This window comes from Rhodococcus sp. 05-2254-2 (assembly GCF_002259095.1).
Lineage (GTDB): Bacteria > Actinomycetota > Actinomycetes > Mycobacteriales > Mycobacteriaceae > Rhodococcoides.
The window spans coordinates 1-19,980 of sequence record NZ_NOZJ01000004.1 but is presented as its reverse complement, the minus strand read 5'-3'; the positions used below and the strand labels follow the sequence as shown (position 1 = coordinate 19,980).

The window sequence follows — 19,980 nt, the reverse complement described above, 5'->3', positions numbered from 1 at the left end:
CTCGAACCGCACCACACGCCGGTGTAGTTCATTGGTAGAACGCGACCTTCCCAAGGTTGAGAGGCGGGTTCGATTCCCGTCACCGGCTCCACGCTGGCTCCCCCTCGAGTCGCTTCCGCCTCGCCCACACCGCTGATTTCGCTAACCCTCCCTAGTCACTGCGGTCACTCCTGAAACAAACCGACCACCGCAGACCATTGGTCGATACCCTTGCTACCGACCAGTAACATAGGCTAATTCATTCATTGTATTCGCAAGAATTCCTGCATTTCAAAAGAAACTTCTGTCGCCTAGTTTGCCGTGCTAGAAATCAAATGTCGACATTTGTTCACCGACATATGACCCTGACAGGAATCCCCCTCATGCGATCACTATTCACAATTGTCGCGGTCGCCCTGACGACGATGGCCGTGGCCGTCTCGTCGGCGACCGCAGCCCCGTCACTCGCCGCGCCCCCGAGAACCCAGGGCGGAGCAGGAACCGTGCTGTGGGAAGACCAATTCAACGGGTACGGCGGACCCGACCCCTCCAAATGGGGGTTTCAGACCGGCCGCTGGGGCGCGAGTTCCGGTGAGCAGCAGTACTATACGGACTCCTGGAACAACGCCAACCAGTTCAACGGCTCACTGAACATCACCGCGCGTCGAGAGACACCACCGGACCGCAAGCGGGCACCGTACAACTTCACCAGCGCCCGCGTGGTCAGCATGGGCAAGCAATCGGTGACGCCGCCGGTGCGCATCGAAGCATCGATCAAGATGCCGAGCGCCCAGGGCCTGCTGCCCGCATTCTGGACCCTCGGTCTACAACCCGGTGGCGAATATTCATGGCCCAGCCAAGGGGAAGTGGACATCGTCGAAATTCCCGGACTGTACGGACCGTCATTCAATTTGCACGGTCCCTCGAAGTGGAACTCCAATCAAGATGTGAAGACCGGCGGCAGTATGAATCCGGTCGGCAACGGATTCCACACGTACCGCATCGACTGGCTACCGAACAGCATCACCTGGTTCGTCGACGGGGTCGCTCGATACTCCTTCACTCAGGCCCAGTACGAGGCGAAGGGTGGCAACTGGAAGGCGTTCTCGGGCGCATGGCCGCACTACATCCTGTTCAACGTCGCCGTGGGCAACAACTGGACCGGCAAGACGCTGAACAGCACGCCGTACCCGCAGACGATGAGTGTCGACTGGCTGCGTGTGAGTCGCCTCTGACCTGCAGAGCAATCCTTCTCTCCGCACGGGGCCCAGCCACCACGGCTGGGTCCCGTGCGGTGTACGCGCCAGGCACGGTTTCGCGCGAAGAACAATTCTTGTGACTTTTCTCAGTCCACACCCCCACTCATAGGGACATTCCACAGTTCGAGGAATACCGTCTATTCATGCGCGGGCCACGGCGAAGTCTGATCACCCTCGTACTCGTCGCTGCCGCTGCGCTGCTGACACCCTCCGCGCACGCGGGGCCACTGATGCCCATCGCCGCTGCCCCCGAGCAACCCGATCACGCCGATGCCATTCGCTACGCCGCATCCAATCGCGACGCCGCACCTCCCGGAGCCAACGACATGGGCTGCAAGCCCACTGCGGCGCACCCGAATCCCGTCGTCCTGGTACACGGCACCGACGCCACTGCGTACTCCGACTGGGCCGGCTTCGCACCCATCCTGAAAGCAGCCGGATTCTGCGTCTTCGCCATCAACTACGGCACCTCGCCGGACGGCAAATCCAACGGGTACGGCGTCATCGAAGACAGTGCAGCGCAACTGAAGTCGATGACACTGTCGATACTTCAGGCAACCGGTGCCGGAGCAGTCGACGTGGTCGGCTACTCGCAGGGTGCCGCGGTCGCTCGATACTTCGTCAACAGGCTCGGCGGTGCCTACGTGGTCGACAGATGGGTGGGCATCGCATCACCGACCTACGGCGGCACCATGTACGGAGTAGCGCCCGTCGTACAGGCAGTGCCGGGTGCAACCGGGGTCGTAGCGGGCGAATTCGGCCCAGGGCTCGCCCAACTGATGGCCGGATCCGATTTTCTCGAACGCCTCAATGCAGGCGGCGACACCGTGCCCGGAGTGGAGTACACCTCCATCGCGACGAGGGTCGACGAAGTGATCCAGCCGTACACCAATGCGCTGCTGCGGGATCCGGGAGCGCACAACATCGTGGTGCAGGACGTGTGCCCCGATACCGAGGTAGCGCACTTCACGTTCACCTACGACCCCACCGCGCTGCGGCTGGCGCTCAACGCACTCGACCCGGCGAACGCGCGTCCCCCGACCTGCGTACCGGTGCCGCTGGGAGCCGGAATTCTCGACGTCGTCCTCGCCAGCCACTGACCCTCACGTCAGCAGCTGATACGCCCTGAGCCCGACGTAGAGTTCCGCGGCTTGAATCGGATCACGGAAGTCGCGTCCGGTGAGCTCGGCGATGCGACGCAGCCGATACAACACCGTATTGCGATGGTAGTGCAGCGATTCGGCGGCGTCGCGGGTGGAACCGCCGCACGAGAACCAGGCGTCGAGAGTGTCCAGCAGGCTCTGCCGTTCGGCTCGCGGCAGCGCCAGCAGATCACCGAGTATCTGACGCGAGGCGATGCGGCCCGACGAGGGATCGCGGACCAGCAGCAGCGGTACCGGCACGGAGTCGTAGCGCACCGGCGCGGACGGTGAGGCCGCGTTCGGGGTGCACGACCTCGCCAACCGGGCCTGACCGACGGCATCACCGATACCCGACGGAGACCGGAAGACCGAACTCACCCCCACCCGTCCCGGACACAGCTCGCTCAGCGTGATCAACGCGCAATCGATCTCCGATTCCGTTGCGGCACAGATCAGCCCGACGCTGCCGTCCACCTCGGCGTCCCACACCGATTCGGCACCCGCGGTACGGAGGCGGGAGATCAACCCGTCGATTCCCATCGCTGCGGTCAACGGCTCCTGCGAGACCACCGCGAAGTAGCCGTGGTCGGGAATGCGAAACGTGCGCAATGCGTCCGCTGCCGCAGTCGGATTCGCGCCGTGATCGGCGAAGAGCACCCGGATGAGGCGTCCACGGGCTTCGGCGCTCTCCCGCGCACGCATGTCGGCACTCTCTCGATAGGCCTCCGCTGCCTCGTCGGAGTACACGTCGACCAGAGCCCAGACCTGGGCGGCCATGTCCAGCAGCGCATGACTCGCCCGGCCGTCCGAACGTTCCATCAATTCGTCCCAGACCAACCTGCCGCCCAGCCGAAAAGCGTGAAGCAGGGCAGCCAGCGGTACCCCCTGCTCCGCCTTGAGTCGGCCCGCGTCCCGAGCCGACTCGAGTCGCATGGGAGCACGACCGGACAGCTTGCCCAGCATCGACGCCAGATTGCTCCGCGACGCCTCGTAGAGCTGCTCGGTGGTGAGCAGCGTCGATTCCAGGTAGGCGTGCTCGGCCCCCAGGATCCGTCGCACGAGTTCCGTAGCCAGATCGTCGACGCCGTCGAGCATCGTCGCGGCCAGATCGGTCGGTGACGGATGCACGTCGAATTCGGTGGCGGTCATGACCGAACTCTAACCTCACCCGTGTAAGCCACGCCACAGCCAAATTGTGCGGCTGCACAAACCGCTGCATCCGATTGAGAGCCGTGGCCCATAGCGTCCCACGTCCGAGTGCGACCACAATCACAGTGGAAGCGTGTACCCGAACGACGAGTGGAGCCGAGAAGTTGACCAGCGACGTCACCCCACACCTGAAGCCCGTACCGACGCCGGGACCCACCGAGGCAGTCGACTCCGCACTCGCCGATCTGTCCGAGGGAGAGAAGAACTGGGGACGCCTCACCCTGGCCGAGCGGCGTGCCCTGCTCGAACGCGTGCACGCGCTGACCACAGCTCACGCGCAGGAGTGGGTGACGGCGGCAGCGTCGATCAAGGGACTCGACGCCTCGTCCACCCTCGTCGGAGAGGAATGGTTGTCGGGTCCGTACTCGTTCCTGAACGGACTCGGCACCGTGGCGCACACACTGGCGGCGCTCGAAGCCGGTAGCAGTCCGCTGGCCGGTGCCACGTTCGGAACGGCACCCGGTGGGCGCACGACGGTGTCGGTGCTGCCTCTCAACATCTTCGAGCGCCTCCTGCTCAACGGGTTCACCGCCGAGGTATGGCTGAAGCCCGGAATCGACCGTGCAACCGCACAGCGGACCGCAGGCCTCGCCCAGCTCGATCCCACCCGCACCGCGGGCATCGGAGTGGTACTCGGCGCAGGCAACATCACCTCGATCGCGCCGCTGGACGCGCTGTACGAACTGATCGCGTTCAATCGAGTCGTCGCACTCAAGCTCAACCCGATCATGGATCCGCTGTTGCCGGTGTTCGAGAAAGTCCTCGCGCCGCTCGTCGACATCGGTGCATTGCGCCTGCTCACCGGCGGAGCCGACGTGGGCACCTACCTGGTCCAGCACGATCGTGTCGACCACGTCCACATGACCGGCAGCGCCATCACGCACGACGCGATCGTCTTCGGTCCGGGCCCGGACGGCGCTGCCCGCAAGGCGGCCAACGACCCGATCCTCACCAAGGAGATCTCCAGCGAACTCGGTGGCGTCTCGCCCACCATCGTTCTGCCCGGAGAGTGGAGCCGTGCCGACATCGAATTCCAGGCCGAGCACATCGCCACCCAACGCCTGCACAACAGCGGATACAACTGTGTCGCTTCGCAGGTCGTCGTGCTGTCCTCGGAATGGAAGCAGCGCGACCAGTTCGTCGCCGCCCTGCGCGCCGCGCTGGACCGCGCGCCCGCCCGTGCGCCGTACTACCCCGGCAGCGACAAGCGAGTGTCCGACGCCACCGCCACCTACCCGTCCGCCGAGCGCCTCGGCGAGCGCGGTGGCCGCGTGCTCATCACCGACCTGAACCCCGGTGAATACGCACCGCTGCTGCAGACCGAGTATTTCGCACCGGTCATGGGCATCATCGAATTGCCCTACAGCGGAGCAGCATTCGCAGCCAAGGCGGTTCAGGCCGCGAACGAGGAATTCACCGGCACCCTCGGCATCAACATCATCGGCACCCCCGGCACCATCAAGGGACTCGGGGAGAAATTCGACACCATGCTCGCCGACCTGCGCTACGGCACCATCGCCGTCAACGCCTGGACGGCCATCGGATTCCTCACCGCAGCAGCCACCTGGGGCGCATTCCCCGGCCACACCGTCGACGACGTCCAGAGCGGAATCGGCATCGTGCACAACGCCTTACTGATCGACGGAGCCGAGCGAACAGTGGTGCGCGGACCTTTCCGGCCGATGCCGCGCTCGCTGATCAACGGCGAACTCTCGATCTCCCCGAAGCCACCGTGGTTCGTCACCAACAAGACCGCAGCATCGACGGGCAAGCTGCTGACCGCATTCGCGGGTGCACCGTCCTGGTCCAAGCTGCCGGCAATCTTCGCCTCCGCCCTGCGCGGGTAGAACCCACCGTCGACGACCGAAGGACAATCATGAGCTCTCAGCGCACGACGGCCGACTACATCGTGGTGGGCGCAGGTTCGGCAGGCGCGGTGGTGGCCAATCGCCTCAGCGCAGACCCACGCAACGAGGTGGTTCTCCTCGAGGCCGGCCCCGAGGACAAGAACAAGTTCGCCCACATTCCCGCTGCGTTCTCCAAACTCTTTCGCAGCGAGGTCGATTGGGACTACTTGACCGAACCGCAACCGGAACTGCGTGATCGCAGCATCTATTGGCCGCGCGGCAAGATGCTCGGCGGTTCGTCGTCGATGAACGCGATGATGTGGGTGCGCGGATTCGCCGCCGACTACGACGAGTGGGCAGCGGTGTCCGACGACTCGTGGTCTTTCCGAAACCTCGTCGGATACTTTCGCAGGATCGAGAACATCGAGGGCACAACGGCAGTCGACGCCGGCACCGACGGCCCCCTCATCGTCTCCCACCAGCGCAGCCCCCGCGATCTGACGTCGTCGTTCCTCGACGGCGTCGAAGAAGCAGGCTATCCGCTGGAAACCGCGAACCTGCCCGAGCCCAAGGGCTTCACCCGCACGATGGTCAACCAGAAGCGCGGAGCACGGTGGAGCACCGCCGATGCCTACCTGAGACCGGCGAAGAAGCGCAAGAACCTGACCATCCTCACCGAGGCACACGCCACCCGTGTGCTCTTCGAGGGCAGCGCGGCGGTGGGAGTCGAATACGCCTCCGGCGGGCAGACACACACCGTGCGCGCACGCAAAGAGGTGATCCTCTCCGGCGGAGCCATCAACACCCCGCAACTACTGATGCTCTCGGGCATCGGAGACCAGGAACAGCTGAAGTCCCACGGCATCGCCGTCCAACACCACGCGCCCGGCGTCGGGCAGAACCTCCTCGACCACCTGGCCGCCCTCGTCGGCTGGAAAACCGAAAGAGACTCCCTCTTCCACGCCGAGAAGATCCCCGAGTTGGTCAACTACCTCGCGCGCCGACGCGGGATGCTCACCTCCAACGTCGCCGAGGCGTACGGCTTCATCAAGAGCCGCGAGGACCTGGCCCTGCCCGACCTCGAACTCATCTTCGGACCGGCACCGTTCTTCGACGAGGGACTCGTCGGCCAGGACTCGCACGCCGCCGTCATCGGCGCGGTACTCGTCAAACCCGAGAGCCGCGGCGAGATCACCCTCCGATCGGCCGACCCGTCGGCCAAGCCCATCGTCGAACCCCGCTACCTCAGCGACCCCGACGGACTGGACCGCAAAGCGATGATCGAAGGCCTGCGCGCCTGCGTCGCCATCTCCGAAACCCCGTCGTTGAAGGGACTGCTCGGCGACGTCGTACGCCCCAGGGTGGCGTCGAACATCTCCCCGGCGGACCTGCTCACCGAGGCCCTCGAACAGAATGCGCACACGCTGTACCACCCCGTGGGCACTGCGCGTATGGGCAACGACCCCGCCAGTGTCGTCGATCCCGAGCTGCGAGTGCGGGGCGTCGATCGCCTTCGCGTCGCCGACGCGTCGATCATGCCCAGCATCATCCGCGGACACACTCACGCGCCGTCGGTGGTGATCGGCGAACGAGCTGCGGACCTGATCCTTCGTTGATCCCGAGTGAACCTTCGGAAAAATTCCGGTTTGACAGTCCGGTTTGTCGGGTAACAGGTGGACACGCTCCCTTGCAAGGGATCGAGATGGAACCCATCCGCTCGGCAAGCAGCGCCGAATGACCCACAACGCTCGAGAGACGAGCACGGAAGGTTGACCGACATGTTCACTGTTCGTAAAGCTTTGGCCGCCACCGCAATCGGTGCACTCACCATCGTCCCGCTTGCCGCATGCTCCAGCGACGAGGCGTCCGACACCGTCGACAACGCCACCTCCTCGGCAGCGTCGGCCATGGAAACCACCGAGAGCGAGCCCGAGCCCGCAGCCGAGGTCGACAGCCTCACCGGTGTCGACACCGCAGTTGCATTGGATCCCGGCTTCACCGGCGCGCTGACCACCCTGGGCCTCACGCCCGGCGTCGTCGGAACCGCCACTCTCGCAGACGGATCCATCCGCTTCCCGATCACCGGCGGAGACGTCAAGTACTGGGAGCCCGGCACCGTCGACCCCTACGTCCAGGGCGAGATCATGCACGACGGCAGCGGCCTGTCGCTGACCGCCGGCGAGACCGTCGTCGAGCTCATCAACTTCGACATCGATCCGGGCACTTCGCTTCTCACCGGTGACGTCATGGTCAACGGCGAGGAAGCTGCCGCAGACGCAGTTCTGTTCGATCTCGACGGCCGCACCCTGCAGCCGCTCGCTACCGGACCGGACAACACCGCGATCCTGCAGGGCACCGAGGTGAAGATCTCGGAGACCGCTGCCGGACTGCTCAACAGCACCTTCAACACCGATGCTGTGACCCCGGGACTGCTCGTGGGCGTTGCGACCATCACGATCAACACCGCTTAATCACAGTCTCCTGAACGCCCGTGCGCGAGTTGTCGCCGTGAAAACGGCGGCGCTCGCGCACGAGTGTTTGCATCGCACGGTCAGGAACCTCGAATGAGAGCCTTCACGAAGATCTACGGTGGACACCCGCTACACGCGGTCGGTCTGCTGCTCTCGTTCGCGCTGGTCGGCTACGTCGTGGCACTCATGGGGCCGCAGGCTCTGTGGAACAACGACGTGTGGTGGAAATCCGTTCTCGTGTGGTTCTTCGGATCGGTACTGCTGCACGACGCCGTACTCTTCCCGCTCTACTCACTGGCCGATCGGCTACTCACCGGCATTCCGCGACACCGCCTGGCCGTGTCGCCGGTGAACTTCGTTCGAGTTCCCGCCCTCGGAGCCGCCCTGACCTTCCTGATGTTCTTTCCCGGCATTCTCTCTCAGGGCGCGCAATCGTACCGAGCCGCAACCGGTTTGACCCAGGAACCCTTTCTCGGACGTTGGCTCGCACTGACCGCCGTGTTGTTCACCGTGAGCGCAGCCGCCTACTTCACCCGATGGACCCTCGTACGGAGCCGAGCATGAGCGTCACCGCCGATACACTCTTCAACCGCGCAGCAGCCGGACTACCCTGCTGGATAGGCGATTCCGACGGCAGCAGGCAGCAGCTTCCCACCGAGCGTTGGATGGGTGGCAGCGCCTCGTCGGCCGAGGATCGCCGCGCGGATCACGCGATGCTCAGCCGCTGTACCGGCCCCACGATCGATCTCGGCTGCGGTCCGGGTCGACTCACCGAAGCGCTTGCTCGACGCGGCGTTTCGGCACTCGGTGTCGACACCTCCCGAGCCGCCGTCGATCTGACCATCGGACGCGGCGGCAACGCCGTTCTCCGCGACCTCTTCGAGCCACTGCCCGACACCGGCAACTGGTCGTGTGTCCTCCTCGCGGACGGAAACATCGGCATCGGCGGAGACCCGGTGCGTCTGCTTCGCCGGGCCGCCGACCTGCTCGCCCCCCACGGAGCCGTCATCGCCGAAGTGGATGCGCCGAGCGACACGGGAATTCGCCACCGCACCGTTCGATGGGAAACCGACACCATGGTCGGCGACTGGTTCGCCTGGTCCAGTGTCAGCGCCGACGCCACCGCAGATCTCGCCGGCGCCGCAGGCCTGCGAGTGGTGGACGTGGCACCGATCCACGGGCGCTGGTTCGCTCAGATGACGCTGGCCCCGTTCACCAATTCGTGAACAGGAGATGATTGATCGCCAACGCGCCGATCACCTGCAGCGCCAACCAGAAACGATGCGTCCGGATCGGCAACACAGCAGGCGCGATCAGCATCCACATCGCGAAGGGCAACCAGATCCTCTCGGTCTCCGCTTTGCTCAACTGACTCAGATCCGCCATGACCACTGCCGCGATCGCCGAGATCACCAACAGGTTGATCGGCTCCAGCCGAGTGAGTATCCGCGGGAACGCCGCGGGCACAGCCACACCCAACGCACAGAACAGCGCCGCGAAGTTCGCCCAGCCCCAGTACTCGAACGGCCGGTCCTTCGCGATGCCCTGGTAGTAGCGCTCCTGCACCAGCAAGTAACCGTCGTACCACCAGAATCCGTACGCGGTGAAGATCCCGGCAACGATCAGCGCACCGATCAGCGCGCCGAGGAACGGCAGAATCCTTCGCCCGGCGATCAGCACCGCGATCGCAGGCAGGCCCATCAACACCAACCCGTAGTTGAGGTAGACGCCGAAACCGAGCAACACTCCCGCACCGATCGACGCGGGCCACAGGTAGCGCTTCGTCGAGATCGCCAGCAGCGCAATTCCCCACGCGGCGACACCGGCGTAGAACGCATCGGCGGAAACGGCGATCCAGATCGCGGCCGGGGCGATGGCCACGAACGGTGCTGCCCGCCGCGCGATGTTCTCGTCGCCGAGCACCCGGAGCGTGAGTACCAGCGCCACAGCGGCACTCGTGCCGACCAGCACACAGAGTGTCGCCGCCCAGGCTCCTCCGCCGAGGCCGAGACGATCGAGCCACACGAAAGTGAGCAGTGCGCCGGGGGGATGACCCGACACATGCGTCGTCCACGAATCGGCCTGGTAGTCCAGAATGCGTTCGGAGAATCCGCGGAGCGTGGCGGGAATGTCGGTGATGCCGGGCACTTCGTGCAGGTACTCGTCCGTCGATGCCAGCCGGTTCACGAAGCCGCGCTTCCAACCGTCCACCATCGCCAGCGACATCGTCCAGGCCGCCGACGCGCCCCACACCACGAACAACAGTCGCGTCCACGACAGTCGGCGTGCGACCGTCGGCCCCCACAGCACAGTGGCGACGGCGATCAGAACGGCGACAGGAGTTCCCCATCCCACGTGAATCTCGCGGAAGCCGAACAGCGGTGCCGCATCGGCGAAGTCACGTACCTGCTGCGGAGTTCTGTTGATGATGGGGGTGACGAGTTCGTTTCCCAGGTACGGAACGACGAATGCGACCACGACGAGCACGACGGCCAACGTGCCTGCGACGGCTTCTCTCCAGTAACGGATAGTCTTTTCTCCCTGCGGACTTGAAGGCGAACACGACTTCGGACCAGCATATCGACCGACGGTGATGGAGGATGAGCAGATGGACAACGACGCGACGGGGCGGGCCGAGATAGCCGTCATCGGCGGCAGCGGCTTCTATTCGTTCTTCGGAGCCGACGCCCAGGAGGTAGTGCTCGACACCCCCTACGGCGCTCCGAGCGCCCCGATCACGTTGGGCGAGGTGGAAGGTCGGCGAGTGGCGTTTCTGCCCCGACACGGCCGCAATCACGAGTACTCACCGCACACGTTGCCGTACCGCGCCAACATGTGGGCGCTGCGGATGCTCGGGGTGAGCCGAGTGTTCGCCCCGTGCGCGGTCGGATCCCTGGTGTCCGAGTACGGCCCGGGCACCGTCGTGATTCCCGATCAACTGGTCGACCGAACGTCCGGGAGAGCACAGACCTACTTCGACGAGGGCGGGATTCACGTCGAATTCGCAGACCCGTACTGCCCGACGCTCCGGAAGTCCGCGGTCCAGGACTCGGCGATCGACGGCGGCGTCATGGTCGTCGTCGAGGGTCCTCGGTTCTCCACTCGTGCCGAGAGCCAGTGGTTCGCGCGCCAGGGTTGGACGCTGGTGAACATGACCGGCCACCCCGAGGCAGTTCTGGCTCGCGAACTCGAACTCTGCTACGCACCGATCGCATTGGTGACCGACCTCGACGCCGGCATCGAGTCCGGTCAGGGCGTCAAGGCGGTGGACGTGTTCGCCGAGTTCCAGAAGAACATCGAGCCACTCAAGGCACTGGTGCGCTCGGCCATCTCCGACGCTCCCACCGGCGACTGCCCTACCTGTCGGGTGCACACCGGCCTCACGCTGCCGATCGAGCTGCCATGACCCGGGTACTGCTCACCGGCGCAGCCGGATTCATCGGCGGTCACATTCGCGATGCGGCAGCCGCCTCCGGCCACGAGATCGTTGCCGTCGACGCCATGCTGGAATCGGCTCACGGCCCAGGAGCGCGCGCCGACGGAATCATCGATCTCGATGTGCGCGACAAGGACTCGCTCGTCGACGCATTGCGCGGGGTGGATGTCGTGTGTCACCAGGCCGCCGTCGTCGGAGCCGGCGTCGATGCCGCGGATGCCCCCGCCTACGCCAGCCACAACGACTACGGGACGGCAGTTCTGCTCGCCGCGATGTACGAGGCGGGCTGTTCGCGGCTGGTTCTCGCCTCGTCGATGGTCGTCTACGGCGAAGGGCGCTATCTCAATTCGTCGGGCGAGACCGTAGTTCCGCCGCCCCGCACCCGCGCCGATCTCGATGCCGGCTTGTTCGACAATCGCGATCCGAGGTCCGGTGAGCCTCTCGATTGGCTTCTGGTGGAGGAGGATTCGTTACTCGAACCGAGGAGCATCTACGCGGCGAGCAAACTGGCACAGGAGAACTACGCCTCCGCGTGGGCGGTATCGACGGGCGGCTCGGTGATCGCACTGCGTTACCACAACGTCTACGGACCGAACATGCCCCGCAACACCCCGTATTCCGGTGTGGCAGCGATGTTCCGCTCGTCGCTGGAACTCGGCCAGGCCCCGACCGTGTACGAGGACGGCAAGCAGGCCCGCGATTTCGTGCACGTTCACGACGTCGCAGCGGCCAACATCGCGTCGATCGACGCAGAGACCGAGGGCTTCACCGCCCTCAACGTCTGCTCGGGACAACCGATCACCATCGGTGAGGTCGCCACGATCCTCGCCGAAGCACGCGGCGGGCCTACACCCGAGATCACCGGACGCTACCGAGCCGGCGATGTACGGCACATCGTCGCCAGTTCCCGACTGGCCGAACAGACCCTGGGATTCCGCGCGAGGATCATGCCGAGGGACGGTCTCACCGCATTCGCCGACGCACCGTTGCGCGACGCCGAGGGCACGGGACCACCCCGTGTCTGAACAGAAATCGGTGACCGTCGTCATCCCCTGCATGAACGAGGCCGAATCGCTTCCGGCAGTACTCGATTCGGTACCGGCGGGCTACTCCACGATCGTGGTGGACAACAACTCCACCGACGCCACCGCCGCCGTCGCCGCAGCCCACGGAGCCACGGTGATCTCCGAAACCGTGCCCGGCTACGGCGCAGCAGTGCACGCAGGCGTCGTGGCAGCCGACACCGACATCGTCTGCGTCCTCGACGGAGACGGCTCGATGGATCCGCGTGACCTGCCGACCCTCGTGACGGCCCTCGACCATGCGGACCTCGCCGTCGGTCGCCGTCGACCGGCGAAGGGAAGCTCGCCCCTGCACGCCAGGATCGGCAATGCCGTTCTCTCACTTCGGCTTCGCACCAAATACAAGCTGCCCGTGCACGACCTCGGAGCCATTCGCGCGGTACGCCGTCAGGCACTGCTCGACCTCGGCGTCACCGACCGCCGCTCGGGCTATCCACTGCAGCTGCTGGTACTGGCGGCCGAAGCCGGCTGGACCGTCGTCGAACACGACGTGGTCTACCGACCACGGACAGCCGGAACGTCGAAGGTCTCGGGATCGGTGAAGGGAACCATCGTCGCCGTGCGGGATTTCTGGAAGGTGCTCTCGTGACCGTCACCGCTCTCGTCGTCGCCAAAGCCCCCGTACCCGGGCTGGCCAAGACACGCCTCGCCGCGACGATCGGCGACGCCGCCGCAGCCGAACTGGCCGCGGCCTCGCTGCTCGACACCCTCGACGCCGTCTCGGCCGCCGACGTCGACCGCCGTGTCGTGGCCCTCACCGGCAATCTCGCCGACGCGGCCCGCGTCGACGAACTGACCCGCGCGCTGGCGTCGTTCACGGTCGTAGCGCAGCGCGGCGACGGGCTGGGCGAACGACTGGCCAATGCCCACGCCGACGCGGCCACCACCGGTTCCGTACTGCAGATCGGCATGGACACCCCTCAGGTCACGGCGCACTTGCTGTCCGACGCGGCCGCGCAACTCGGCAACAGTGACGTACTCGGATTCGCCGAGGACGGCGGCTGGTGGGCGCTCGGCCTTCGCAACCCCGAGCTCGCTCGGTTCTTGCTCGACGTGCCCATGTCCGCCCCGTCGACGGGCTCCGACACACTCGATGCCTTGACCGCGGCCGGGGCGTCGATCACGATGCTCCCGGAATTGCGCGATGTCGATTTCGAGTCCGATCTCGAAGCGGTGGCGCAATTGTGCGCACCGAACAGTCGGTTCCATATTGCCGTCGGAAAAGTCGGTAATTGAAAGGGGCCTCGGTCCGTTCCGTCAGGTCTGTTTCGACCGAAATGCCGCATCGAGGCCGCAATCTCCACATCCGTTGTGGAACAGCACCTTCGATCTGCCCGAATTGCCGGACCGCACGCGACCAATATCGAATCGCAACAAAGCCGAACCACCGTTTCACGGCTATTTCACAGACACAGGTGCTAGAAAGTGTGACATGACCGGGTTGTTGATAGGCGTAGCCGTCTGGATGGTGTTCGCGACAGTCGTCGCCACCGTCCTCGGCCGCGTCGCGCGCCGGGGTGACTCCGAGGAATTGGGGTCGACGATCGAGTGGGACGTCGAGGCTCTCGAGCACGAACTTCACCACGAGAACTGACTGCGCTCAGTCGACCCGCTCGACGATCTCGGTGAGAATACGAGCCGCTGCGGCCAGCGTCTGGCGCTGCTGCGGCGTCAATTCGTCCAATTGTTCCGCCAGCGCGATTTCCCGAGCGGCAACCTCCTGCCGTGCAGTCGCCGTGCCCGCATCGGTCAACAGAAGAACCACCTGCCTGCCGTCCGTCGGATGCGGCTCCCGGCTCATCAAACCCAACTCGACCAAGGCGTGCGACGACCTGGACACCGACGGCGGCTTGATCCGCTCACGCGCCGCCAACTCCCCCGTCGTCATCGGCCCCTCACGAAGCAACGTCGTCAGAATCGACAGCTGAGCGACGGGCCATCTGTCGCTGGAATGGCGCAGTCGGAGTCTCCGATTCAATCGCATTGCACTGACGGACAAATCCCTCGCCAGCCGGGAATCGGGCAGATCACTCACGCTGTCCAGATTACGACACCGAGGTGCATTCGCCCGATTCCCAGAAACAGCGGATCGCTCGGTTTATTCCGCCTCGAACAAACCGCTGATATGGTTCTCGTCGGTTGCCGGGGAGTGAAATCAAATTGGGGGAGATCGTCGTGCGTCGCGTGGGTTCCAGAGTCTTGACCGTTGCCACCATGGCCGTAGCCACGTCGCTGCTGGTCACCGGGCCCAACGCCCTCGCAAATCCCAATGCGGTCAATCCCATTGCCGGACTCAACGGCACGTTCGGGCTGCCGCAGCTTCAGGGTCGCGCACAAGCCGTCGCTCAGGTGACCGGTATCTCGAGTCCCAACAACACGCAGAACGTCAACATGATCGGCACCGATCTCGGCATCATGTGGGACAACGGCCGCGGCGAGGTGCTGACGGCATTCGGCGATACCGCCGGCCTCGGCGTACCCAACCTGCTGCAGGGCAGCCTGTGGTCGTGGCGCAGCAACGCCATCGTGCGAAGCAACGACCGGAACCTCGCCGACGGCATGAACTTCGACAGCGTCGTACTCGACCCGATCGGCCAGACCAAAGAGGTCGTCCCCAGCCCCAAGATCCCGTTCGTCGAGATCAGCCGAATCCCGACCGCAGGCGTGGCCGTCGGCGACAGCCAGTACCTCAACCTGATGTCCGTGAAGAACTGGGGACCGCCGGGAACCTGGGAGACCAACTTCTCCGGCCTGGCCGTGTCGAACGACAACGGGGAGAACTGGGCAGCACTACCGGACACCCAGCGGCCCAGCGTCGGCGGCGACCGCAACTTCCAGCAGAGCGCCTACCTGAAGGACGGCGGCTACGTCTACCAGTACGGCACCCCGCCCGGTCGCTTCAACCTCGGCCACGTCGCTCGCGTCAAGGAACAGGACATCGCCCGGCTCGGCGAATACGAGTACTGGACCGGCCAGGACTGGAAGAAGGGCGACCCGGCCGCGGCCGCACCCATCGTCGGCGGCGTCGGTGAACTCTCCGTCGCGTACAACGCAGCCCTCGGTCAGTACCTGATGATGACGACCGACAACGCCAACTCGATCGTCCTGCGACGCTCGCCGTCACCCGTCGGGCCATGGAGCCCACCGGAAGTTCTGGTCGACACCCGCGAGGTCAGCTCCATCTACGCGCCGTACATCCATCCTTACTCGACCGGCCGCGACCTGTATTTCGTGGCGACGGTCTACCAGAACTACAACGTGCTGCTGCTGCGCGCGACGCTGTAGGAACCGCCACTAGGCTTCCGAAGGTGGACGCCGCAGACTGGGATCGCAAGTACGAAGGCCGAGAACTCGTCTACGGCGAGGCACCGAACGCGACGCTCGTCGAAGTCGCGACGACGCTCGAGCGAGGTCGCGCACTGGATCTCGCGTCCGGCCAGGGTCGCAACGCGATCTGGTTGGCAACCCGCGGCTGGACCGTCGACGCCGTCGATTTCTCCTCGGTGGCGCTGACGAGGGCGAACGACGTGGCGTCTTCGGCACCCAGGTCGGTCCGCGAGCGACTGACCTGGGTCCACGCCGATGTGACGCAGTTGTCAACAGAACCGAACTATGACCTGGTTCTCATGTTCTATCTCCACTTGCCCCCGAACGAACGGCAGAAGGCCGTCTCGGTCGCCGTTTCCGCGCTGAAACCTGATGGAATCCTCATGATTCTCGGACACCACTCCGCGAACATCGACTCCGGCGTCGGTGGTCCACAGGAAGCCGAGATCCTCTACACGCCAGAGGATTTGGCGTCGGACATCGGTACTGGACTGACCATCCTCACTGCCGAAAACCGCTATCGCGACGTGACCGGCGGCACAGCGATCGACGCATTGCTACTGGCGAGTAGGCCTCCCCTTGGCAGCGAACCGGATCGGGGGTAATATCCGTTAAGTTACCGACGAGTAGCTAACTTGGGCGGTACTCACGAGACCGCACCACCGACTGGAGAGCGAACGAGCAATGGGCCATTACAAGAGCAACCTCCGGGATCTCGAGTTCAACCTCTTCGAGCTTTTCGGACTCGACGAGACACTCGAAGGCGACAACTTCGGCGACATGGACGGTGAAGTAGCCCGCGACATGCTGCGTGAGGTCGTACGCCTTGCCGAGGGACCGCTGGCCGAGTCCTTCGCGGACGCCGACCGCAACCCGCCCGTCTTCGATCCCGAAACCCACAGCCTGAAGCTGCCCGACTCCTTCAAGAAGTCGTTCAAGGCGCTCTACGACGGCGAGTGGTGGCGCGTCGGCCTCGACGAGGAAGTCGGTGGCATGGCAGCACCTCGCAACCTGCTCTGGGGCATCAACGAGATGCTCCTCGGATCGCAGCCGGCCGCGTTCATGTACTCCGCAGGCCCCGGATTCGCAAACATCTTGTACCACAACGGAACCGACGAGCAGAAGGAATGGGCCAAGGTGGCCGTCGAGCGCGGCTGGGGTGCCACGATGGTCCTGACCGAGCCCGACGCCGGATCCGACGTCGGAGCAGGTCGCACCAAGGCGATCAAGCAGGACGACGGCTCGTGGCACATCGAAGGCGTCAAGCGCTTCATCACCTCGGCAGTGTCCGACGACCTCTTCGAGAACATCTTCCACCTCGTACTCGCCCGCCCCGAAGGTGCCGGACCCGGAACCAAGGGCCTGAGCCTGTTCTTCGTGCCGTCCATCCTCTTCGACTTCGAGAAGGGCGAACTGGGCGAGCGCAACGGAGCCTTCGTCACCGGCGTAGAGCACAAGATGGGCCTCAAGGCCTCCGCCACCTGTGAACTCACCTTCGGTGGCAACGGCATTCCCGCCAAGGGCTGGCTCGTCGGCGAGGTCCACAAGGGCATCGCGCAGATGTTCGACGTCATCGAGCACGCTCGAATGATGGTCGGCACCAAGGCAATCGGTACCCTCTCCACCGGCTACCTCAACGCACTCGAGTACGCCAAGGAGCGCGTCCAGGGCGCAGACCTGACGCAGATGACCGACAAGACCGCTCCCCGCGTCACCATCACCCACCACCCCGACGTGCGGCGCAGCCTGATGATGCAGAAGGCGTACTCGGAAGGCCTGCGTGCGGTGTACCTCTACACCGCCGCACACCAGGATCCGGTCACCGCCAAGCAGGTCTCGGACGCAGACGCCGACATCGCATACCGCGTCAACGACCTCCTGCTGCCCATCGTCAAGGGTGTCGGCTCCGAAATCGCCTACCAGGTACTCGCAGAATCCCTGCAGACCCTCGGCGGCTCCGGATTCCTGCAGGACTACCCCCTCGAGCAGTACATCCGCGACGCCAAGATCGACTCGCTGTACGAAGGAACCACCGCCATCCAGGCGCAGGACTTCTTCTTCCGCAAGATCGCCCGCGACCGCGGCGTAGCACTGGCTCACGTTGCCGGACAGATCAAGTCGTTCATCGACAGCGAAGCAGGAAACGGTCGACTCAAGGCCGAGCGCGCACTGCTCGCCACCGCACTCGAAGACGTGCAGGCCATCGTCACCTCGATGACCCAGCACCTCATGGGTGCACAGGACCAGCCCACCGAGCTGTACAAGGTCGGCCTGGCATCGGTGCGCTTCCTCATGGGCTTCGGAGACCTGCTCATCGGCTGGCTGCTGCTGCGTCAGTCCGAAATCGCCATCGCTGCACTCGACAACGGCGCAGAGGGCAAGGAGAAGGCGTTCTACGAGGGCAAGATCGCAGTGGCCTCGTTCTTCGCCAAGAACATCCTGCCGCAGCTCACGGCGACCCGCGCCATCCTCACCAACATCGACAACGACATCATGGAACTGGACGAAGCAGCATTCTGATTCCCTGAACTCTTCGGCGGCCGCACTCGTTCTCGAGTGCGGCCGTTGTCATATGTACGCCGGGGCGGTGGTGTCGCGGCGGGCTCGGGTTTGCCGCAAAAGCGCGCGCGTTTGTCAGATGAGCGGGGTTGCAAACCCCCAGCCGTTGCAAAAGCGCGCGCGTCTGTCAGATGCGCGCGAATTCTGCCGAATACTCAGGCAATTTCGAGTGAATTCGGCGAATGCGCGCGCATTTGCGGGCCGCACGAGGTACTCCGCACCGTCCCTCGTGGTGGAGGCAGGGCAGCAGCCCGCTCCACAGCTCGGGCCACGCGCGCCACCAGCTCCGCCGGATTCGCCAAATCTGCCCACGTCCAGCGCACCACGGGATAGCCGAGATCGCGCACCGCGTCCTCCCGCACCTTCTCCCTGAACACCACGTCGCCGGGGTGCTCATCCTGCCGTAGGTACTTGGTGTACTTGGCTTTACCATCGAACTCGCACACCACGACGCCATTGACCAGCCAATCGATCCGCGCCACCGTCCGCCCGTCCGGATCCAGGATCTCCACCTGCGATTCCACGTCGAATCCGCTCTCACGCAGAATGACTCGCCGCTGAGACTCGCCGGGGTTTTCGCTCCGCCCGTCCATGAGGGAAACGGCTCGTCGCGCCTGCGCCACACCTTTCCATCCCCGAGCACGCTGCAACTCCGACTCAAGCTCCTTCGGATCGCGGCGATTCAGAGCTGAGTCACCTGCGATCACCGCCGACAGAAGCGGCTCGGTACGGGCAAGGTCGACAACCGTCCGCGCCAATGAGGTCACGGGAATTCCGTCGACGGTGGTGCTGGGTACCCACGGCGCACAGTGCACGATCACCGCTGCATTCGCTCGACCTCCGCCGCGGCGGCGTCGGGTGACGTGAACTTTGTCGAATCCGCCCGTGGGCAAGTGTAATTCGTGCAGTAGCGCCGCCGAACGGTGACTCACCGTGCTGCCGTCCGCAATCATCGGAAATACGGCGTCGATCAACAACCGATGCCGCTCCTGCCCCGAAAGGCCGGCCAGCCTCGACGTCGGAACGTAGACGCCATTCACCAAACGCTCCCAGCCCCCGCGTTCATACATTGCTCGCAGCTCGTGATCGGCATTGCCATCGGCAAGAGCCTCCGAGCGTCGCACCATTCGGTCATCCCTCATCTTTCGAGTCTCGACCATGCGCGCACCGATCCGAGGACGAAAGTACCTGCCTGTGTACAACTTCGGACCTGTGGATGAATACAGGTACGGGCGTACCAGTTCGCTGTGGCGCCGGAGCCGCCAACGCGCGCGCAGTCGTCAGGTGCGCGCAGAATTGCCCCCGATCAGGCCACCAATTCGCGCGCATTCAACAAACGCGCGCGCTTTTGCGAAGACTGGGGAACCGAAGCAGGCGAACGGGAACAGGGAACACAGGAACACGGGAAACAGGGAACAGGGAACAGGGAACAGGGAACAGGGAACAGGGCGACGGTGCATCGTCACGCGGGCCGACCCGACGAAGCGTCGAAGGGCGAAACCAACGCCGGACCCCGCAAATGCGCGCGCAGCCGTCAGGTGCGCGCAGAATTGCCCCCGATCGGGCCACCAATTCGCGCGCATTCAACAAACGCGCGCGCTTTTGCGAAGACTGGGGAGGCGGGGGACCTGGGGAGGCGGGGGACCTGGGGAGCCGAGAGGACCTGGGG

The 19,980-nt window shown here is 64.7% G+C and carries 19 protein-coding genes and 1 tRNA gene; 16 read left to right on the top strand and 4 right to left on the bottom strand.

Annotated features, from left to right (window positions below; all coding sequences use genetic code 11):
* Positions 1-17: 17 nt before the first annotated feature.
* The 3 genes from CH283_RS06150 (at position 18) to CH283_RS06140 (ending at position 2,338) form a co-directional block, all read left to right on the top strand.
* Positions 18-91: transfer RNA gene (locus CH283_RS06150), tRNA-Gly, on the top strand.
* A 271-nt stretch (positions 92-362) separates the two neighbouring features.
* On the top strand, positions 363-1,214 hold the full coding sequence (locus tag CH283_RS06145; protein ID WP_082898707.1) for a glycoside hydrolase family 16 protein: 852 nt from the start codon (positions 363-365) through the stop codon (positions 1,212-1,214).
* Between the two features lie 167 nt (positions 1,215-1,381).
* On the top strand, positions 1,382-2,338 hold the full coding sequence (locus CH283_RS06140) for an esterase/lipase family protein (protein WP_094640609.1): 957 nt from the start codon (positions 1,382-1,384) through the stop codon (positions 2,336-2,338).
* Between the two features lie 3 nt (positions 2,339-2,341).
* On the opposite strand, the gene CH283_RS06135 is transcribed toward CH283_RS06140, so the two are convergent.
* Positions 2,342-3,529 (bottom strand): PucR family transcriptional regulator, encoded by a 1,188-nt coding sequence (locus tag CH283_RS06135; RefSeq protein ID WP_094640608.1) that lies wholly within the window; start codon positions 3,527-3,529, stop codon positions 2,342-2,344.
* Between the two features lie 188 nt (positions 3,530-3,717).
* On the opposite strand from CH283_RS06135, the gene CH283_RS06130 reads away from it, so the two are divergent.
* The 5 genes from CH283_RS06130 to CH283_RS06110 all read left to right on the top strand — a co-directional run bounded on the left by CH283_RS06130 (position 3,718) and on the right by CH283_RS06110 (position 9,133).
* On the top strand, positions 3,718-5,436 hold the full coding sequence (locus CH283_RS06130) for an aldehyde dehydrogenase family protein (RefSeq protein ID WP_176460203.1): 1,719 nt from the start codon (positions 3,718-3,720) through the stop codon (positions 5,434-5,436).
* A 29-nt stretch (positions 5,437-5,465) separates the two neighbouring features.
* Positions 5,466-7,052, top strand: coding sequence for a GMC family oxidoreductase (locus CH283_RS06125; RefSeq protein ID WP_094640607.1), 1,587 nt, complete (start codon positions 5,466-5,468; stop codon positions 7,050-7,052).
* 162 nt (positions 7,053-7,214) lie between these two features.
* Positions 7,215-7,907 carry a hypothetical protein gene (locus tag CH283_RS06120; protein ID WP_094640843.1) on the top strand — a complete coding sequence of 231 codons (693 nt, stop codon included), beginning with the start codon at positions 7,215-7,217 and terminating at the stop codon, positions 7,905-7,907.
* Positions 7,908-8,000: 93 nt separating this feature from the next.
* On the top strand, positions 8,001-8,471 hold the full coding sequence (locus CH283_RS06115; RefSeq protein ID WP_094640606.1) for a hypothetical protein: 471 nt from the start codon (positions 8,001-8,003) through the stop codon (positions 8,469-8,471).
* Complete coding sequence (locus tag CH283_RS06110) at positions 8,468-9,133, top strand: methyltransferase domain-containing protein (RefSeq protein ID WP_094640605.1); 666 nt, start codon at positions 8,468-8,470, stop codon at positions 9,131-9,133. The genes CH283_RS06115 and CH283_RS06110 overlap by 4 nt, the downstream gene beginning before the upstream one ends.
* Here CH283_RS06110 and CH283_RS06105 read toward each other — a convergent pair.
* Positions 9,120-10,403, bottom strand: coding sequence for a hypothetical protein (locus tag CH283_RS06105; RefSeq protein WP_255183106.1), 1,284 nt, complete (start codon positions 10,401-10,403; stop codon positions 9,120-9,122). The genes CH283_RS06110 and CH283_RS06105 overlap by 14 nt on opposite strands.
* A gap of 112 nt (positions 10,404-10,515) precedes the next feature.
* Here CH283_RS06105 and CH283_RS06100 point away from each other — a divergent pair, with 112 nt between their 5' ends.
* From CH283_RS06100 to CH283_RS28205, 5 genes are all read left to right on the top strand, one after another.
* Positions 10,516-11,313 carry an S-methyl-5'-thioadenosine phosphorylase gene (locus tag CH283_RS06100; RefSeq protein WP_094640604.1) on the top strand — a complete coding sequence of 266 codons (798 nt, stop codon included), beginning with the start codon at positions 10,516-10,518 and terminating at the stop codon, positions 11,311-11,313.
* Entirely contained in the window at positions 11,310-12,368 is a 1,059-nt protein-coding gene (locus CH283_RS06095; protein WP_068049194.1) for an NAD-dependent epimerase/dehydratase family protein, read from the top strand. Before CH283_RS06100 ends, CH283_RS06095 begins: the two co-directional genes overlap by 4 nt.
* Positions 12,361-13,014 (top strand): glycosyltransferase, encoded by a 654-nt coding sequence (locus CH283_RS06090; RefSeq protein ID WP_082898705.1) that lies wholly within the window; start codon positions 12,361-12,363, stop codon positions 13,012-13,014. Before CH283_RS06095 ends, CH283_RS06090 begins: the two co-directional genes overlap by 8 nt.
* Positions 13,011-13,661 (top strand): TIGR04282 family arsenosugar biosynthesis glycosyltransferase, encoded by a 651-nt coding sequence (locus tag CH283_RS06085; RefSeq protein WP_068049191.1) that lies wholly within the window; start codon positions 13,011-13,013, stop codon positions 13,659-13,661. Before CH283_RS06090 ends, CH283_RS06085 begins: the two co-directional genes overlap by 4 nt.
* 196 nt (positions 13,662-13,857) lie before the next feature.
* Positions 13,858-14,019: a hypothetical protein gene (locus CH283_RS28205; RefSeq protein ID WP_176460173.1), complete on the top strand. Its 162-nt coding sequence runs from the start codon at positions 13,858-13,860 to the stop codon at positions 14,017-14,019.
* A 6-nt stretch (positions 14,020-14,025) separates the two neighbouring features.
* Here CH283_RS28205 and CH283_RS06075 read toward each other — a convergent pair whose 3' ends face one another.
* On the bottom strand, positions 14,026-14,460 hold the full coding sequence (locus CH283_RS06075) for a MarR family winged helix-turn-helix transcriptional regulator (protein ID WP_094640603.1): 435 nt from the start codon (positions 14,458-14,460) through the stop codon (positions 14,026-14,028).
* Positions 14,461-14,639: 179 nt separating this feature from the next.
* On the opposite strand from CH283_RS06075, the gene CH283_RS06070 reads away from it, so the two are divergent.
* The 3 genes from CH283_RS06070 (at position 14,640) to CH283_RS06060 (ending at position 18,272) form a co-directional block, all read left to right on the top strand.
* Positions 14,640-15,710, top strand: coding sequence for a DUF4185 domain-containing protein (locus CH283_RS06070; protein WP_094640841.1), 1,071 nt, complete (start codon positions 14,640-14,642; stop codon positions 15,708-15,710).
* A gap of 23 nt (positions 15,711-15,733) precedes the next feature.
* Entirely contained in the window at positions 15,734-16,357 is a 624-nt protein-coding gene (locus CH283_RS06065) for a class I SAM-dependent methyltransferase (protein ID WP_068049181.1), read from the top strand.
* A 79-nt stretch (positions 16,358-16,436) separates the two neighbouring features.
* Positions 16,437-18,272: an acyl-CoA dehydrogenase gene (locus CH283_RS06060; protein WP_068049178.1), complete on the top strand. Its 1,836-nt coding sequence runs from the start codon at positions 16,437-16,439 to the stop codon at positions 18,270-18,272.
* Positions 18,273-18,466: 194 nt separating this feature from the next.
* On the opposite strand, the gene CH283_RS27950 is transcribed toward CH283_RS06060, so the two are convergent.
* The gene (locus CH283_RS27950) at positions 18,467-19,078 is read right to left on the bottom strand and encodes a hypothetical protein (protein WP_141215205.1); all 612 of its coding nucleotides are present in this window, start codon (positions 19,076-19,078) and stop codon (positions 18,467-18,469) included.
* Positions 19,079-19,980: the final 902 nt, after the last annotated feature.

Bases quoted from the DNA above. Each gene is read 5' to 3' on its own strand.
- CH283_RS06145 (WP_082898707.1), top strand. From the start codon at position 363: ATGCGATCACTATTCACAATTGTCGCGGTCGCCCTGACGACGATGGCC.
- CH283_RS06140 (WP_094640609.1), top strand. From the start codon at position 1,382: ATGCGCGGGCCACGGCGAAGTCTGATCACCCTCGTACTCGTCGCTGCC.
- CH283_RS06135 (WP_094640608.1), bottom strand. From the start codon at position 3,529: ATGACCGCCACCGAATTCGACGTGCATCCGTCACCGACCGATCTGGCC.
- CH283_RS06125 (WP_094640607.1), top strand. From the start codon at position 5,466: ATGAGCTCTCAGCGCACGACGGCCGACTACATCGTGGTGGGCGCAGGT.
- CH283_RS06120 (WP_094640843.1), top strand. From the start codon at position 7,215: ATGTTCACTGTTCGTAAAGCTTTGGCCGCCACCGCAATCGGTGCACTC.
- CH283_RS06115 (WP_094640606.1), top strand. From the start codon at position 8,001: ATGAGAGCCTTCACGAAGATCTACGGTGGACACCCGCTACACGCGGTC.
- CH283_RS06110 (WP_094640605.1), top strand. From the start codon at position 8,468: ATGAGCGTCACCGCCGATACACTCTTCAACCGCGCAGCAGCCGGACTA.
- CH283_RS06100 (WP_094640604.1), top strand. From the start codon at position 10,516: ATGGACAACGACGCGACGGGGCGGGCCGAGATAGCCGTCATCGGCGGC.
- CH283_RS06095 (WP_068049194.1), top strand. From the start codon at position 11,310: ATGACCCGGGTACTGCTCACCGGCGCAGCCGGATTCATCGGCGGTCAC.
- CH283_RS28205 (WP_176460173.1), top strand. From the start codon at position 13,858: ATGACCGGGTTGTTGATAGGCGTAGCCGTCTGGATGGTGTTCGCGACA.
- CH283_RS06070 (WP_094640841.1), top strand. From the start codon at position 14,640: ATGGCCGTAGCCACGTCGCTGCTGGTCACCGGGCCCAACGCCCTCGCA.
- CH283_RS06060 (WP_068049178.1), top strand. From the start codon at position 16,437: ATGGGCCATTACAAGAGCAACCTCCGGGATCTCGAGTTCAACCTCTTC.